The organism is Salicibibacter cibarius, assembly GCF_016495725.1.
Classification (GTDB): Bacteria; Bacillota; Bacilli; order Bacillales; family Marinococcaceae; genus Salicibibacter; species Salicibibacter cibarius.
In genome coordinates this window covers 1,209,162-1,224,224 of record NZ_CP054705.1, presented here as the reverse complement: position 1 = coordinate 1,224,224, position 15,063 = coordinate 1,209,162, and the positions used below count along the sequence as shown (strand labels likewise).

Here is a 15,063-nt window from a genome sequence, read left to right as displayed (position 1 = left end):
TCCATAGTTGATACACTCGTTTAATTCGACTATTTCAGTATAGTGATAGGCATCCAAGAAAAGAAAGTCGAAAAAAATAGCTTCTCGCCATGTAATTTATGCAATTTTTATTTTATAAGTTTTACAATAGAGTCTATCTTACAATTCCTCACTTTTGCTTTATAATGTTACCCTAACTGCTTTTTTGCACGGGGAAAAAAACGTGCTATTGTTACAGATAGGTTATATAACTAGGGGATTGACTCTGGCACAGAAAGGGGATGACGGGACGCCGAATGAACAACGATCAATTACTGGAAGAACTGAAGGACGCAGAAAATCAGATTACCGATCGGATCGCTGACAATATGGAAACGTTCGGGGTTTCTTCAACAGTTGGACGCCTGCTTGGCATCATCTATATGAACCGAAGCGCGATGACTTTAGATCAGCTCGCAGAACATACGGGCATGAGCAAAACAAGGATGAGTCAAGTCATGCGTCAGATGATGGCCCTGAATATTGCTGAAAAAGAATTTGTGAAAGGGAGTCGGAAGGAACACTATAACGTAGAAAATGATTATGTACAGACATTTATTTCCCTTTTCACAACAAACTGGCAAGAGGTCATTAGTAAAAACATGGCCCTTGAGCGTCGTTTGCGCGAACGCATCACAAAGCTCGAAGCGTCGATCGAAGATGAACCATCGGCGGAGATACAAGATAGGATGGCATCGTTCAAACAAGAGCTTGACGATTGGTCATCGTACTATCAATGGATTCGACGATTGGTTGATTATTTTGAGAGCGGTGAGATTTTAAACGCTGTACCCGTTAAAGAACCCAGGGAAGAAAACCAATACTCAGAAGGAGGAGAAACAAATGGCTAAAAAAACCATTATTACGGCCGCGGTAACAGGTGCAGGAGAAACGACGGAGAAAAGCCCACACGTACCGGTGACACCAAAAGAAATTGCCGAAGCAGCGATTGAATCTGCGAAGGCGGGCGCTGCGATTGCACATATCCATGTGCGCGATCCGAAAACGGGCGGTTTAAGTCACGACCCTGCTCTGTTCCGGGAAGTGGTCGAGCGTATTCGTGAATCAGACACAGACGTCGTTATTAATATCACCGCAGGTGGCGGCGGAGACTTTGTTCCGGATCTCGACAATCCTACTCAAGGCGGCGTCGGAACAGATATCCAGACACCTAAAGAGCGTCACGAGCCTGTCGGCGAATTGCTGCCTGAAATTTGTACACTGGACTGTGGAAGCTTGAACTTCGGTGATCAAGTATATCTAGGCCCGGCTGGGTGGTTACGCGAGCATGCAAAGCTCATCCAGGAAAGTGGCGTGAAAGCGGAGCTAGAGATTTTTGACACTGGACAAATCCGCCTCGCCAATCAGCTCATCCACGAAGGGCTCATTGACGGAGATCCCATGTATCAATTCTGCCTTGGCATCCCTTGGGGAGCAGCCGCAGATGCCGAAACCATCTCCTATATGAGGAGTCGAATTGTCGAAGGGGCCACTTGGTCTGCGTTCGGCATCGGGCGTATGCAACTTCCAATGGTTGCGCAAGCGGCCTTGCTCGGCGGCAATGTGCGCGTTGGATTGGAAGACAATTTATATCTTGATAAGGGTGTCCTCGGCACAAACGCGCAATTGGTTGATAAAGCTGTCGAGATCTTACGCGGTGTGAGCGTTGAGCCCATGACTGCCGCAGAAGCACGTGAAACTTTACAACTGCAAAAGGCAGTGAAATAGAAAGAGGTGTGCGTGTCCATGCCACAAAAAACGATAGCAGTCATTGGCACAGGGGTAATTGGGAATGGCTGGATTGCCCGATTTCTAGCCAATGGGCACCAAGTCATCGCGTTTGATCCGGCCTCCGATGCAAAAAAGAAAACAGAAGCATTCTTGCATGATGTTTGGCCGACCCTTGCCACGTATGGGATGGCTAACGAAGCGTCAATGGATCATTTATCCTTTGCAAAAACGCTGGAAGAAGCGGTTCAACACGTGGACCTCGTTCAAGAAAATGTACCTGAACGAGAGGATATGAAAACAGAAGTACTTTCTCAGGTGGATACGGCCGCGCCCGCGACAGCCGTTATCGCTTCCAGCACTTCGGGATATAAGCCTACCGTTCTGCAAAAAGATTGTACATTGCATCCGGAACGGGTTATCGTCGCGCATCCTTTCAACCCTGTTTATTTAATCCCACTCGTGGAGTTGGCAAAGGGAGAGAAAACAGATCCTTCGATGGTAGAAAAAGCACGCGGTATTTATGAAGGGCTTAACATGAAGCCACTCGTGATGTCAGGGGAAATTGACGGGCATATTGGCGATCGATTAATGGAAGCCATTTGGAGAGAAAGCCTTCATATCGTAAATGATGGCGTGGCAACGACAGAAGAGGTGGATAAAGCGATTGTTTACGGGCCGGGCTTACGTTGGGCACTCATGGGCCCGTTCTTAACGCTTCACCTTGCAGGAGGAAACCAAGGGATGGCACATATGTTGAAGCAGTTTGGCCCTGCCCTTAAACTCCCGTGGACGCGCTTGGTCGCTCCTGAACTAACGGAAGAATTAAGTCGGAAAGTCATCGAAGGGACAGAGGATCAAAGTGGTGAACGGACCGTCCAGGAGATGGAACACAGACGCGACCGTTTCTTGATCAAACTCATGCAATTGCTGGAGGAGGAAGGCTTCTGGCCCTCGGAAAGGTTGGTACGCCATGACGGTTGATATTTGGGAAGGTGAAGTACTTGCGGAATGGGTCGATTATAACGGCCACATGAATGATGCTGCCTACGCCACAGTTTTTAGCAGTAGTTTAGACGCGCTCATGACACGTATTGGACTTGATGAGACAGGACGAACTAAACATGGTTATACGATCTTTACTTTGGAGGCGCACTTGAAGTACTTGGCGGAAGCGCACAAAGGTCAGACCCTTCGCGCGCATGTCGCTCTCCTTGATGTTGATGCCAAACGCATGCACCTTTGGTTTACCTTGAAAAACGAACAAGATGAGGCAGTCGCTACAAGTGAACAAATGGTGATGGGTATGGATCAAACGATCGGCAAACCCACGCCGTTCCCCCAAGAGATATATGAAACCATTTTAGAACTCCCGCTATTCGAAAAAAGCCAATGGCCCGAAACAGCAAACATGCCAATGGGTATCCGAAAGGGTGAGCAACGAAGCTAAGCTATTATGGCGCATGATAAAGCGAGTACCTCTTTATCATGCGCCATACGTTTTTTTAACAAATTAGTGGAACGTACCAGAAATTCTGCAAGAGCCGTTCTCTCGTCCCTCAAGGGAAAAGAAAACTGCCGCTAGAGGTACGGCAACCCTGTTCCTGTCCCTTTAAGAGAGAGAATATTACTCTTAGAGGGACGACTAATCCGACCTCTCCTCAAATGAGATGGATCTACTGATGTACTCTGTCCGCACTCACTCCCGATGAAGACTAATATCAGTCATTTTCGATTATTTGGCGGCATAACTACAGGTGATCATTTATTTCAGCCGCTCAGAGCTAGTGCAAGGTGGCTTAATTACCCGATCATGGGAAGACATTCGGTCGTCAACAACAGTTGTTTCTGGCCTCTAACCCGGACAATTGACCGCCTCATGGCGACCGAAAAAGCGGTCGGTTCTCGTGTTCGGTCGCCATAACCGTTTTATGACGACCGTAATGGCCTGAATCGAAAGCATTCGGGCGTCATAGCCGCTTCATGGTGACCGAAAAGGCTTGTATCAAAGATATTCGGTCGGCATGGCTGCCTCATGGCGACCGAATGAGCGATTGGCTTTCGTGTTCGGTCGCCATGAACTGTTTCATGGGGACCGGGGAGCCTGCTTCGCAAGAAACCATTCGGTCTTTGACGATAGCATTTGATACCTTAACTCGGGCAGTGGAAGTTAAATCCAATCGATCACTGACCCCAGTTTGAAGCCCTAATCCGGTCTTCCGATCGTCGGTGTGATCGCTTATTTCCGACAGGCTGCACTAAGTCTCCTTCACCCAATCTTTGAGAAAATCAAGAAGCCACCCTCATCAGATAACTCAGCAAAGCATGTGCTCTATCACAGCCCGATATTTTTCGCAATAATATTTTTCATGATTTCGTTTGAACCTGCATAGATCGAACCGACGGCGACATCACGGTATCTTCTCGCGATTTCATATTCTTCCATATAGCCGAAGCCACCATACAGTTGCATACATTCCGTGGCGACTTTTTGTGCCAAATCCGTTGTCCACCATTTTGCCATCGAAACTTCGGTGACCATGTCAACGCCAGCTATATGTTTAGCGATCAGCTGATCGACAAAGGTACGGCCAATCTTAGCTTCTGTCGCCATTTCCGCCATTTTGAATTGTGTATTTTGGAATTTGCCGATCGGTTGGCCGAAGGCCGTTCGTTGTTGAACGTAATCCATCGTTTGCTCCAACATTTTTTCTACTCCGACGATGGCTCCAATGGCAACGACAAGCCGCTCTTGTTGTAGTTGTTTCATTAAATAGTAGAACCCTTCATTTTCTTCTCCCAAGAGATTTTCTGCAGGTACACGCGCATCTTCAAAAATCAACTCGGAGGTATCTTGAGAATGTTGGCCCACCTTTTCCAACTGTTTTCCTTTCGAGAATCCCGAGGTGCCCGCTTCCACTACGATAAGGCTAATCGCTTTGTGGCCGGGTTGAACCTGTGGGTCCGTTTTGCAAACGACAACGACAAGGTCGGACTGAACGCCATTGGTAATAAACGTCTTCTCCCCGTTCAAAATGTAATGGTCACCATCTCTAACTGCCGTTGTTTTAACAGCAGCAAGGTCGGACCCCACGCCCGGTTCCGTCATGGCAATCGCGGAAATCATTTCTCCGCTAATCGCTTTCGGCAACCAGCGTTGTTTTTGTTCCTCGGTTCCATAAGCTTCAATATAAGGGATAACAATATCATTATGAAGACCGACACCGATCAACCCTGTACCGACCTTTTCCAGTTCCTCATTAATGATCACCGAGTATCCAAAATCCGTGCTTAAACCGCCGTATTTCTCCTCAACTTGAGGACACAGAAAGCCTTGTTCCCCCAATTTCCGCCAAAAATCGCGAGGGACCCGTTTTTCTTTTTCCCATTCCTCAAAATGGGGAACGGCTTCTTTTTGCAAAAATTTCTGTAACGATTGACGAAAAATATCATGTTCTTCTTGTAAATAAGGGTGGGACTGACTCATGGTTGCGTACCTCCAATCCTCGTTTTTACGTGCCAATTATTTGGGTTGCATACGAATGGCTCCGTCGAGACGGATCACTTCCCCATTGAGCATCGGATTTTCCATGATGCTTTCCGCCAATTGCGCGTATTCTTCCACGTCGCCAAGCCGCTGTGGAAACGGTGTCATTTCTCCCAATGCTGTTCTGGCTTTCTCCGGTAATCCCGCAAAAAGCGGAGTGTCAAAAAGCCCCGGCGCGATCGTCATCACCCGAATGCCGTGCTGTGAGAGATCCCTTGCAATCGGCAATGTCATCCCGACGATCCCGCCTTTGGAAGCACTATAAGCAGCCTGACCGATTTGCCCTTCATACGCGGCAACGGAAGCGGTGTTTATGATCACGCCACGCTCCCCTTCATCATTCGCTTCATTTTCGGCCATTTTTTCCGCAGCCAAGCGAATGACATTAAACGAGCCAATCAAGTTCACTTGAATGACCTTTGAAAAAGAACCAAGGTCATGCGGCCCTTTTTTACTGATGGTTTTCTCCGCAGCTCCGATCCCCGCGCAATTAACCGCGATATCAATCTTGCCAAACGCTTCAACCGCATGGTCCACAGCGTTTTGCACACTCTCTTCACTGGTGACATCCGTTTTGATAAATCGGACTTGCTCGCCGAGCTCTTCGGCCAAGCTCACTCCTTTTTCCTCTTGCACGTCAAAAATTACTGCATTTCCGCCCTGGGAAACAATTTTTCTTACCGTCGCTCCACCTAAACCGGAGACACCTCCGGTCACAATAGCTGTTGCGTCTTTTATTTGCATATCATACAACTCCTTGGATTCAAGCTCCATACTGAGCGCTCAGTCAGTTTTTGGGCAAAATTGCTGAATGCTACTCTAGCATATTACAACGTTACCACTATTTCAACGCTAAAGTAAGCCCTTTCATAATTTTAATGGTTTCATGCGAAAGAAACGACGTCTAACCTTAAGGAGCCATTGCTTTAGGCATAAAAACGGGACCTGGTTCACGCCTCGTTTATACTACACTCAAAATTTACTTCCACGAACCAACATCGTTTCTGTTCGTAGATCATTCGTTTTTATGCCCCAAAACAACCATGACGCGTCGCGACACCCATGGAAAGACGAAAAGGATGGTTGAGCATATCGTGTTTTTTGCATTTGCGGACTCATTTGGCGCTCGGAAAACATTATGAGTTCCCAAACCTCCATCCTGAGGACTCATTTGGCTCCCAAGCAGCGCTCAGGGTCCGCTAAACACTATCCTGCGGACTCATATGAATCGCGTGCAGCACAAAGAGTCCTCAAAACCCAATCGAGGGCTAAACGGATACTGAGTTTTGGTATTTTGGGGGAAATTTATTTTCAACTTACTCTTGTCCTTTGCGCGGCAAGGATTCCGTGACACATATAAACCTGATACTATTCCATTACATGAGCAACAATAAACTAACTGCCATCACTGCCATGCCCAACACAAATCCGTAGATGGAGGAATGTTCCCTGTTATAGGCCTTGGCCGCGGGGATTAAGCCATCAAGTGAAATGAAGACCATGATACCGGCAACGGATGCAAACACAATACCAAATAAAATATCATTTAAAAATGGCATTAGAATCAAAAACGCGACAACCGCGCCAAGGGGTTCCGCCAGCCCTGACAAAAAAGAATACGTGAGTGCTTTTATTCTGCTCCCGGTTGCATAGTAAATCGGAACAGACACAGCGATGCCTTCCGGGATATTATGAATAGCTACCGCTACGGCAATAGCAACACCGAGCGTAGGATCCTGAACCGCGGCAGTAAAGGTGGCGATCCCTTCCGGAAAGTTGTGAATCGTAATCGCGAGCGCGGTAAACGTCCCCATTTTCAATAATTCCGGATGTTTTGCTCTCGCCTTTTTTGGTGATTCATCCATATCTTCCACTTTTTTCACTTCATGGGGATTGCCCAGGTCAGGTACAATTTTATCGATCAAGGCAATCAATAGCATTCCGCCGAAAAAACCGATGACTGTCAACCAATTGCCTGCCACTTCCCCCGTAGCACCTACAAGAATTTCCAACGATTCAGGAAAAATCTCCGCGAAAGAAACGTAGATCATTACGCCTGCGGAAAATCCCATCGCCCATGAAAGGAAGCGTGTATTAGTCGTTGATGCAAAAAATGCAATTAAACTGCCCACACCGGTTGAAAGCCCTGCGAATAAAGTCAAGGCAAAGGCAAACCATACCTCATCAGGCATAACCATCCCTCCTCGTCCTGTCATTTTCTATTTATACGTTTCTCATATGTCGAACATCCATGCAGACATAAAGGATGACCCAAAAGGTATTTTAGCACAAAACAACTGTACAAAAAGAGCCATGCATCAAGCTCAACCACTTGATGCATGGCCTTCCGGTACTCTACACAGGTTTCAACGTATCTTCATCATAGAATACATTACGGCTGGCAAATTCTTTGGGTGCAGTCATAATCCTTTTCACGCGAGCAATGCTTGCGTTTTCGACGCCGGGTGTATAAGGGTTATCCAGCTGTAATTTTGATGAATATATCCAGTTGTACAATATGGCGTTTTCTCTGCCTGTTACCGACATATTCGATAACTGCGGCAACCTTTGTGAGTTTTTCCAGGTCGGATTCACTCAGATATCTAGCTCTTGTTCATCGAAACTCAATTCATCAAAATACTTTTCATAACTCGCAGAATACAAATCAATGAGCAGATTTGTCAACGCAATATTAAAATCAGCTGCATGTATTATACTGTAAACCCTTTCCATGTTTTATCCATCCTTTCTGACGTCCGGAAACAGCTCCTTTGAGATGTTTTCCGCAATCATATCTATCTCCCCTTTATCCAAAACTGTTTATTCATTTTAAACCCCTACATCTTTATTAGAAAACTTGGCTTTTTGCCAGGCTTTTATGGCGGAAGCCTTTGTCGCACTTATGTAGGTAAGAAAGTTGATTTATACTTTCTTACCTACCAAGAAAATACCATATTAAGGTCAATCACCATGTCAGCAAAAATCGATACTTTCACCTTGTCGTTTTCCGAATAGACACCCGGTCTTCCGAATCGTTGTTTCTCATCCAAGGTAAAAACGCTAACAACCTTATCCTGAGGTTCAATAATCCAAAACTCATGAACACCCGCCTGCTCATATTTATTGAATTTTTCAATTTTATCTTTTCTGGCTGTTGATGGTGACGTTATCTCCATGACAAGATCAGGGCTGCCTTTACATCCATCATCATCAAGTTTAGCAGAGTCACAAACAACCGTAATATCGGGCTCAAAAACATCCTTACTGTCCTTTTCATCTTCATTCTCTAAGCCCAATACGACATGAAACGGAGCCGGATATACTTTACAATCTGTTCCAACCAAAAAATTGGCAATTTGCCGATGCAATTCCGATAATATTTCTTGATGAATTCTTGAGGGGGTAGCGTGCATAAATGGAATACCGTCAATGATTTCCGCTCTTATATCCTCGGGCCATGATAAATAATCTGTATAGGTATAGGTCTGATTTTTCTTAGGTAATGACATGCAATCACCCCACGTATTTACCATTATTATATCACGTTTCGAGCAAAAATAACCGATATACACTAAACAGCATTTGTGGCAATAGAAAAGCCCGGAATCTCAACTCTATCCGGGCATTTCCATCATCAAGCCTCATGTGGCCAATCTTTGTACTGTTCCTTTGCTTCATCCATAATCGCGTTTGTTATAAACTTCAACTGCTCGCCTTTAATTCCTTCTTGCGTCAATACCCGTTTTACGGACATACTCACTTTCGCATGAATGCTCATTCCTCGCTTGTCCAATCGTGACTCAGGTTCTTTTTCAACTCTTTGACGACCTTGTGGATTAGCTTCGCGAGAAACTGATGGTAACTGCTTTGTAAAACTCCGCTTCTTCGTCGGACAGGCCAAGTTCTTTGCGAAAGTCCGCTTCATAATCGACATCTTTTTTCATATCAACCATCATACGTAGCACATCTGCCGCCTGAATAATGCGGTTATGATAATAGGTGAGTGTTTTCTTGAGCAATTCCCTCATGTCTTTTCCTTTCGGGCTGTTTTGCTTGAAATTCACTTGAATATGGTCTTCCAGCAGTTTCTTTAACAGTTTGAGCCGTAAATCTTCATGCTGTTTCTTTACCTCCTATATTGCGACTACGGGAAGACAACGAAACAGCCACTCTGCGAAGTGCAAAGGAATATCAATTTCTATTCCCGAATAGAAAAATGACCACAAACGTCATTAGTGAATGGTACGGGATCAATGGTTCCAAGAAAAAATAAGAAGAATTCTATCAAAACATTTCAAACACCTGAGTCAAGGTAAAGGTTCCGATTATGTTTAGTGACGATCATTACCGCTGACCGGAATACCAATCATATGGTTAGTGACCTTTTAATCAGTCCACCTCCACTGTTCGGGTGTTAATTGTATGATTAGTGACCTTTCGAGCATATTTTTCCCTTTGTTCGGGTGCTAATGACTCGGTTAGTCACCCTTCAACCCGTTTTTCACTGCTGTTCGGGTTCTAACTCCCAATTGTACGCCTCCGTTCGAACGTTAAAAACCGCCGGCGCGTACGCCTAGCGGTAATTGTAATTTCGGCTTAATTTATCTGCTTTCACGTACTTGATATGGAGCGGGCAGGGCCGATATTTTTCACCCAACGTTGACAAGGACGATCCATTATTCTGATACAATGCAGCCCTTTTATCAGCCAAACTTTTTTCATTTTTACATGGCTAAAATGGCAAATCCTCATCCGGAATGCGACTTGTTTTTTCAGACTGATTCCCCTTCTTTTTACGATCCTGTGGTTGATTAGAGTGCTCAATCGAAAGTTGCTTCCCGAATTTTTTCTCATATAAATCACGAACCCATACCTTTACAGGCGCTTTCCACTGTTGTGAAGGGGAAGGGATGTTTTTCAATAAGCTTTTCGGTGTCATCCCCAGTTCTTTTGCCATTTGGATGTCAGCTTGATTCAGACGACAACGTTTTTTGGCTTCTGCCCAAGTGGCATTCTTTTTCTTCCCCATTGGCTTCATTCCTCTCCATCTTGGTTATCCATCGACTATAAACCTTTTAAGGGACTATATTCCCTGCTGCTTTATAAAGCTCGTACCATTCAGGCCGTGTAAGTGGGATTTCGGATCCGTCACTTGCTTTTTGCAGGCGGTCGATTTTCGTTGTGCCGGTAACGACTTGGATATTCGCCGGATGGCGGGTGATCCACGCGACCGCGATGGCATCAGGGGATACTTTATATTTTTCGGCAAGCCTGTCCAACACCTTATTCAGTTCGGGAAAACGGTCGTAATCCCCGAGGAAGACCCCTTCAAAAAAGCCCGTTTGGAAAGGCGACCATGCTTGCAAGGTGATGTCTTTGAGGCGGCAATACTCAAGCGTACTGCTATCGCGGTTAATCGACTGATCTTTTGTCATATTCAATGCAATTCCCGAATCGATAAGTGGGGTATGGGCAATCGCAAGCTGCATTTGATTAACAATAAGTTTTTGCGATAAAGCGCTCTGGAGCAGTTCGATCTGCATTGGATTATGATTGGAGACGCCAAAATAACGGACCTTACCACTTTTCTCCAATTCATCAAATGCCTGACTTACCTCTTCCGGTTCCACCAACGGATCTGGCCGGTGAAGAAGTAAAATATCGAGATAATCCGTCTGTAAGCGCGATAAGATTCCCTCGACTGACCTCAAAATGTGTTCTTTGGAGAAGTCAAAATAACCTTCGTCTTTATGAATCCCGCATTTGCTTTGAATAATCATCTTTTCCCGCATGGTAGCGTCCATGGAAAGCGCTTGTGAAAAAAGGGATTCGCATTCACCATCGCCGTAAATATCGGCATGGTCGAAAAAATTAATGCCTGCCTCTTGAGCCGATTTCACAAGTTGATCAATTTCCCGCAGAGAAAGGGAATCGATGCGCATATTGCCCATAATAATATTGGACGCCGACAAATCTGTTCCGGGTAATGTCGTGTATTTCATGATGGCTTTGACCTCCTATTTTATGTAATAAATCGCGAGCAGCTTTAGGGACGGTTCACATTATGGTGCTCTTATCCAACTTCTATTTTCAACAATAACATAATTTTATACTTATCCCCAGGCTCTTCACTAACCAACCTCAGGATGCCCGAAACGATGAAGGCTATTCGCTTGTTGAAGTTTCGTGATTAAGATATACTAGATTGGTGTTTCTAACCCTCCTTTATCACTTGATCATAGAAGGTGTCTATATATATGGATATGACAACAAACCGGGATCGGTATTATACGTTTCTATTGCTTGCGGCTGTGATGTTGATAGCCGCCACTCTTCGTTCTCCTATGACGTCAGTCGGTCCTCTAATCCCCTTATTGAGGGAAGAGTTACAAGTATCAAATGCCTTGATAGGGATGGTAAACACATTGCCCCTTATTGCATTTGGATTATTTTCACCGTTTGTACCAATTTTATCTAGAAAAATAGGAATGGAAAAAACATTATTAATAGCTATGGTTATCTTATCTATTGGAACTTTCATCCGTTCACTCGGTGGAATTTCAATTCTTTTATTTGGGACGTTACTTGTTGGAATTGCTATTGCGGCAGGGAATGTTCTTATGCCTGGTCTAATCAAGTTGAGTTTTCCTTATCGGATTGGGCTAATGACCGGTCTTTATTCCGTTGCTATGAATGTATTTGGCGCACTTGCTTCAGGAATATCCGTTCCTTTAGCCGATTTAGAACTTCTAGACTGGCGAAACTCCTTGCAAATATGGACTGTTCTATCATTTTTTGCCGTACTCGTATTACTCTTGCGATTACCGGCCATTCTTTCTAACAATAAAAAAGTTCCCGGGCAAGTAAAGGCGCAGCCAACAAACAATTTGTTTAAATCCAAAATTGCGTGGGCAGTTACTATTTATATGGGTTTGCAATCTTTGATTCCATATAGCCTTTTCACATGGCTGCCGGATATTCTGCTTGAAAAAGGGTTTAATCAAGGAGAAGCCGGTTGGTTGATCGCACTCTTTCAAATTGGCTTATTACCGGCAAATTTTATCGTACCTATTATTGCTTCTAAATTAAATAATCAACGTATCCTTGCCTTTGCATCCGGCTTATTTTTCTTTTTTGGATTATTGGGGGTTTCCCTTATATCTTCACAACTGATTATTGTATTTTTACTATTGGCGGGTGTTGGTGCAGGAACAACATTTAGTTTAGCAATGATGTTTTTCGTGCTTCGTACCAATACGGTTTCCGAGTCCTCTCAACTGTCAGGCATGGCTCAATCCATTGGTTATATACTTGCCGCAACCGGGCCTATTTTTCTAGGCGGAATAGCAGAATGGTTTCACGGCTGGACAGTCCCTTTAATCATACTAATGATCGTATCCCTTTTAATTGCTATCTCCGGAGTGATAGCCGGGAAAAACGAAACGGTTTCAACTAAAGCAAGGGGGACGTAACGTTCATACAAACAAACATGGCGCTTAGCGTCATGTTAATTCCCCCTTTTTTCCTCAAAAAGCCGCATGCGCTCTTCAAAGCTCACTTCTTTGTGAACTTGATGAAGCATCCATTGATAGCCGAAAACGTCGCTAAATATAGCATTTGAAACTCCGAAATCAGGAATTTCCGTCACCGGTTGCACCTCCGTACAGCCAACACGGATCGCTTTTGAAAATGTTTCATTGATGTCGGGAACCGTGATGTTAAACCAAATCGTATTGGGCTCGTCCGGGTTTGGTGCTTTCAATCCGAATGTTGGATTTTCATCCAGCATGTGAAAATTCACGCCGTATATGCTAAAAATGACTTCATTTTCACCTTTGGGGAAATCAGTAACTTCAACACGTTGAATCTCAAATATTTCTTCGTATAATTCCAATGCTTTTAAGCTATCTGTAACAACCATATCAATTTCCACTCCGGTCACTATGAACACACTCCTTTAATTCCGTCATATATTGAAAACCATATAGAAGTAAGCCTCTCAAAACGTCAATCAATAGGTATTGAAATCTCGTTAATTTTACTAAGGAAAATATTTTAAAGTGCTTAACAATCCTTAAACCTCCAAAATAGATAAAACAAATATGTAGAATGGTATTAGATATAAAATACAAAGGCAAATTACCGTATGTCATTTTTAACACCCAGAGGCTTGTCACCAAGTAAGGGCCAAAATTAAAGAAATTCATGCTGTCAAAGGAGTGTATGCCTTTATAAAATGTCCACCATTTCTTATTTTGACCAAATATATCGATCGCTTTCGTAAATGTACAAATAAATATTGCAGCCGGAAGAAATCGTTTAAATGCCTTACTTCCCAGGAGTGGTACGGTTAACCAAGGCAAAATGAGCACAATCAGTAAAACATATTTTTTTGAATGTTTTCTTAACATCCTTTTCACCTCTTCCTGTCATAATGTTCGACACAAACGATAAAAAATACATTTTTTCACGGAAAAGGTGTTATTCCATTATTTGGACACGTTCTTGAGGCCTCGAACTCACGATTTACAAAAAAAGCGAGTCGCACCCTCTGCAAGAGTGCGCTCACCAAAATAGTTTTGTTAAACCGGTCTAACCGTAATCTCATTCACGTTCACATAATCCGGCTGGGTCACAGCATAGACGATTGTTTTTGCAATATCAGCCGGATTGAGTTTTTTTCTACCATTTTCAAAAGGGCTTTTTGCACTTAATGGTGTTTCTACCATTCCTGGTGAAATGTTGGTGGTACGTACACCCGTATTGGCGAGCTCCTTTTCCAGTCCAGTGGAAAGCGCACGTACGGCGAATTTTGTTGCAGAGTACACCGTAAGCCTCTCATACACCTCATGCCCTGCATCAGAATCAATATTTACAATATGGCCGCTTTTTTTCTCAAGCATATCAGACAAGACGGAATTAATGCCATAAAGCACCCCTTTTATATTGAGATCAATCATCTGATCCCAGTTCGAAACATCTCCTTGCAAAACTCTGCTTGAACCCATTTTTCCGGCGTTGTTCACGTAAATATCTATATGGCCAAATGCTTGCTTTGCACGCTCAACCATAGATCCAACATCGTGTTTATTTGTCACGTCCGTTTGAATATATAATAGTTTTTCCATATTGCCAATTTCTTCTATGTTTTTAGGTTTTTCTTTATCCGCAAGTGCCACGTTCGCTCCTGCATTAGCAAGTTCTTTAGTAATTGCCATTCCCATACCACCGCTTGCTCCTGTAACAATGGCTGTTTTCCCCATCAATTGTTTTGTCATTACAATCTCCTCCTTGAGTACGGCGGACAATTCTTACCACTTGTGCGGTCTTTTTTACCACCTTTTGCAGGAAAATGTACCACTCAATGCGGATCCCTTTACCACAGATGAAAAGAACGGCTTGAAATAAGATATTCCCCGCCCATGGGCGGGGAATATCTTTAGCCATTAAAATGGGAGTCTCCCTAATTCAAAGTCAAGCTCACATTTCAGCTTATCAATCTTTTTTTGTAACTCTTCCACTTTTTCCTCGAGTCTTACGATTTTGGTTTTATCACTAATTCCTTTTTCATAGGGTGTTCCAACACGACTTAAATCGACCAAAAACGATAATACTGCTGGCTCTGTAATATTGAAATCTTCTCCATTTTCTGTTGCTTCGATTTCACCTTCAGCGATCCATTTTCTAACATCTAATTCATCGCAGTCAATCTCATAATTGTGTAGGAGATCGAGAGTCTCCGCGAGTGTCATGTATTCCCTCATTTTAAA

Annotated in this window: 19 protein-coding genes; 5 read left to right on the top strand and 14 right to left on the bottom strand. The window is 43.9% G+C overall.

Going from position 1 to position 15,063, the window contains the following annotated elements:
* The first annotated feature begins 275 nt into the window (after nucleotides 1-275).
* Genes HUG15_RS06510 through HUG15_RS06495 form a run of 4 tightly spaced genes read left to right on the top strand, consistent with a single transcriptional unit; the run spans nucleotide 276 to nucleotide 3,196 of the window.
* Nucleotides 276-869 (top strand): GbsR/MarR family transcriptional regulator, encoded by a 594-nt coding sequence (locus HUG15_RS06510; RefSeq protein ID WP_200127904.1) that lies wholly within the window; start codon nucleotides 276-278, stop codon nucleotides 867-869.
* Nucleotides 862-1,746 carry a beta-keto acid cleavage family enzyme gene (locus HUG15_RS06505; protein ID WP_200127902.1) on the top strand — a complete coding sequence of 295 codons (885 nt, stop codon included), beginning with the start codon at nucleotides 862-864 and terminating at the stop codon, nucleotides 1,744-1,746. The genes HUG15_RS06510 and HUG15_RS06505 overlap by 8 nt, the downstream gene beginning before the upstream one ends.
* Nucleotides 1,747-1,764: 18 nt before the next feature.
* A complete protein-coding gene (locus HUG15_RS06500; RefSeq protein WP_200127900.1) occupies nucleotides 1,765-2,730 on the top strand; it encodes a 3-hydroxyacyl-CoA dehydrogenase NAD-binding domain-containing protein in 966 nt (321 codons plus the stop codon).
* Nucleotides 2,720-3,196, top strand: coding sequence for a thioesterase family protein (locus tag HUG15_RS06495; RefSeq protein WP_200127899.1), 477 nt, complete (start codon nucleotides 2,720-2,722; stop codon nucleotides 3,194-3,196). Before HUG15_RS06500 ends, HUG15_RS06495 begins: the two co-directional genes overlap by 11 nt.
* An 885-nt stretch (nucleotides 3,197-4,081) precedes the next feature.
* On the opposite strand, the gene HUG15_RS06485 is transcribed toward HUG15_RS06495, so the two are convergent.
* From HUG15_RS06485 to HUG15_RS06445, 10 genes are all read right to left on the bottom strand, one after another.
* The gene (locus tag HUG15_RS06485) at nucleotides 4,082-5,233 is read right to left on the bottom strand and encodes an acyl-CoA dehydrogenase family protein (protein ID WP_200127897.1); all 1,152 of its coding nucleotides are present in this window, start codon (nucleotides 5,231-5,233) and stop codon (nucleotides 4,082-4,084) included.
* A gap of 36 nt (nucleotides 5,234-5,269) precedes the next feature.
* On the bottom strand, nucleotides 5,270-6,037 hold the full coding sequence (locus HUG15_RS06480) for a 3-hydroxyacyl-CoA dehydrogenase (protein ID WP_200127896.1): 768 nt from the start codon (nucleotides 6,035-6,037) through the stop codon (nucleotides 5,270-5,272).
* Between the two features lie 632 nt (nucleotides 6,038-6,669).
* Nucleotides 6,670-7,485, bottom strand: a complete 816-nt coding sequence (zupT, locus tag HUG15_RS06475; RefSeq protein WP_200088545.1) for a zinc transporter ZupT — start codon at nucleotides 7,483-7,485, stop codon at nucleotides 6,670-6,672.
* Nucleotides 7,486-7,648: 163 nt separating this feature from the next.
* Nucleotides 7,649-7,888, bottom strand: a complete 240-nt coding sequence (locus HUG15_RS06470; RefSeq protein ID WP_211202357.1) for a hypothetical protein — start codon at nucleotides 7,886-7,888, stop codon at nucleotides 7,649-7,651.
* Nucleotides 7,889-8,026: a hypothetical protein gene (locus tag HUG15_RS06465; protein ID WP_200127893.1), complete on the bottom strand. Its 138-nt coding sequence runs from the start codon at nucleotides 8,024-8,026 to the stop codon at nucleotides 7,889-7,891.
* Between the two features lie 203 nt (nucleotides 8,027-8,229).
* Complete coding sequence (locus tag HUG15_RS06460) at nucleotides 8,230-8,802, bottom strand: Uma2 family endonuclease (protein ID WP_200127891.1); 573 nt, start codon at nucleotides 8,800-8,802, stop codon at nucleotides 8,230-8,232.
* 125 nt (nucleotides 8,803-8,927) lie between these two features.
* Nucleotides 8,928-9,071, bottom strand: a complete 144-nt coding sequence (locus HUG15_RS22885) for a hypothetical protein (RefSeq protein WP_246516519.1) — start codon at nucleotides 9,069-9,071, stop codon at nucleotides 8,928-8,930.
* Nucleotides 9,072-9,129: 58 nt separating this feature from the next.
* Nucleotides 9,130-9,363, bottom strand: coding sequence for a type I restriction enzyme endonuclease domain-containing protein (locus HUG15_RS22880; RefSeq protein WP_246516620.1), 234 nt, complete (start codon nucleotides 9,361-9,363; stop codon nucleotides 9,130-9,132).
* Nucleotides 9,364-10,025: 662 nt separating this feature from the next.
* Nucleotides 10,026-10,322, bottom strand: a complete 297-nt coding sequence (locus HUG15_RS06450; RefSeq protein WP_200127889.1) for a hypothetical protein — start codon at nucleotides 10,320-10,322, stop codon at nucleotides 10,026-10,028.
* Nucleotides 10,323-10,368: 46 nt separating this feature from the next.
* The gene (locus HUG15_RS06445) at nucleotides 10,369-11,295 is read right to left on the bottom strand and encodes an aldo/keto reductase (RefSeq protein WP_200127887.1); all 927 of its coding nucleotides are present in this window, start codon (nucleotides 11,293-11,295) and stop codon (nucleotides 10,369-10,371) included.
* A gap of 255 nt (nucleotides 11,296-11,550) precedes the next feature.
* Between HUG15_RS06445 and HUG15_RS06440 the strand changes: the two genes are divergently transcribed.
* A complete protein-coding gene (locus HUG15_RS06440; protein ID WP_200127885.1) occupies nucleotides 11,551-12,765 on the top strand; it encodes a CynX/NimT family MFS transporter in 1,215 nt (404 codons plus the stop codon).
* Between the two features lie 35 nt (nucleotides 12,766-12,800).
* On the opposite strand, the gene HUG15_RS06435 is transcribed toward HUG15_RS06440, so the two are convergent.
* The 4 genes from HUG15_RS06435 to HUG15_RS06420 all read right to left on the bottom strand — a co-directional run bounded on the left by HUG15_RS06435 (nucleotide 12,801) and on the right by HUG15_RS06420 (nucleotide 15,057).
* A complete protein-coding gene (locus HUG15_RS06435; protein ID WP_211202356.1) occupies nucleotides 12,801-13,235 on the bottom strand; it encodes a VOC family protein in 435 nt (144 codons plus the stop codon).
* Entirely contained in the window at nucleotides 13,216-13,704 is a 489-nt protein-coding gene (locus HUG15_RS06430; RefSeq protein WP_200127883.1) for a hypothetical protein, read from the bottom strand. Before HUG15_RS06430 ends, HUG15_RS06435 begins: the two co-directional genes overlap by 20 nt.
* Nucleotides 13,705-13,875: 171 nt before the next feature.
* Complete coding sequence (locus HUG15_RS06425) at nucleotides 13,876-14,571, bottom strand: SDR family oxidoreductase (RefSeq protein WP_200127881.1); 696 nt, start codon at nucleotides 14,569-14,571, stop codon at nucleotides 13,876-13,878.
* A gap of 168 nt (nucleotides 14,572-14,739) precedes the next feature.
* Nucleotides 14,740-15,057 carry a hypothetical protein gene (locus tag HUG15_RS06420; RefSeq protein ID WP_200123699.1) on the bottom strand — a complete coding sequence of 106 codons (318 nt, stop codon included), beginning with the start codon at nucleotides 15,055-15,057 and terminating at the stop codon, nucleotides 14,740-14,742.
* Nucleotides 15,058-15,063: the final 6 nt, after the last annotated feature.

Bases quoted from the DNA above. Each gene is read 5' to 3' on its own strand.
- HUG15_RS06510 (WP_200127904.1), top strand. From the start codon at position 276: ATGAACAACGATCAATTACTGGAAGAACTGAAGGACGCAGAAAATCAG.
- HUG15_RS06505 (WP_200127902.1), top strand. From the start codon at position 862: ATGGCTAAAAAAACCATTATTACGGCCGCGGTAACAGGTGCAGGAGAA.
- HUG15_RS06500 (WP_200127900.1), top strand. From the start codon at position 1,765: ATGCCACAAAAAACGATAGCAGTCATTGGCACAGGGGTAATTGGGAAT.
- HUG15_RS06495 (WP_200127899.1), top strand. From the start codon at position 2,720: ATGACGGTTGATATTTGGGAAGGTGAAGTACTTGCGGAATGGGTCGAT.
- HUG15_RS06485 (WP_200127897.1), bottom strand. From the start codon at position 5,233: ATGAGTCAGTCCCACCCTTATTTACAAGAAGAACATGATATTTTTCGT.
- HUG15_RS06480 (WP_200127896.1), bottom strand. From the start codon at position 6,037: ATGCAAATAAAAGACGCAACAGCTATTGTGACCGGAGGTGTCTCCGGT.
- zupT (WP_200088545.1), bottom strand. From the start codon at position 7,485: ATGCCTGATGAGGTATGGTTTGCCTTTGCCTTGACTTTATTCGCAGGG.
- HUG15_RS06465 (WP_200127893.1), bottom strand. From the start codon at position 8,026: ATGGAAAGGGTTTACAGTATAATACATGCAGCTGATTTTAATATTGCG.
- HUG15_RS06460 (WP_200127891.1), bottom strand. From the start codon at position 8,802: ATGTCATTACCTAAGAAAAATCAGACCTATACCTATACAGATTATTTA.
- HUG15_RS22885 (WP_246516519.1), bottom strand. From the start codon at position 9,071: ATGAGCATTCATGCGAAAGTGAGTATGTCCGTAAAACGGGTATTGACG.
- HUG15_RS06450 (WP_200127889.1), bottom strand. From the start codon at position 10,322: ATGGGGAAGAAAAAGAATGCCACTTGGGCAGAAGCCAAAAAACGTTGT.
- HUG15_RS06445 (WP_200127887.1), bottom strand. From the start codon at position 11,295: ATGAAATACACGACATTACCCGGAACAGATTTGTCGGCGTCCAATATT.
- HUG15_RS06440 (WP_200127885.1), top strand. From the start codon at position 11,551: ATGGATATGACAACAAACCGGGATCGGTATTATACGTTTCTATTGCTT.
- HUG15_RS06430 (WP_200127883.1), bottom strand. From the start codon at position 13,704: ATGTTAAGAAAACATTCAAAAAAATATGTTTTACTGATTGTGCTCATT.
- HUG15_RS06425 (WP_200127881.1), bottom strand. From the start codon at position 14,571: ATGACAAAACAATTGATGGGGAAAACAGCCATTGTTACAGGAGCAAGC.
- HUG15_RS06420 (WP_200123699.1), bottom strand. From the start codon at position 15,057: ATGAGGGAATACATGACACTCGCGGAGACTCTCGATCTCCTACACAAT.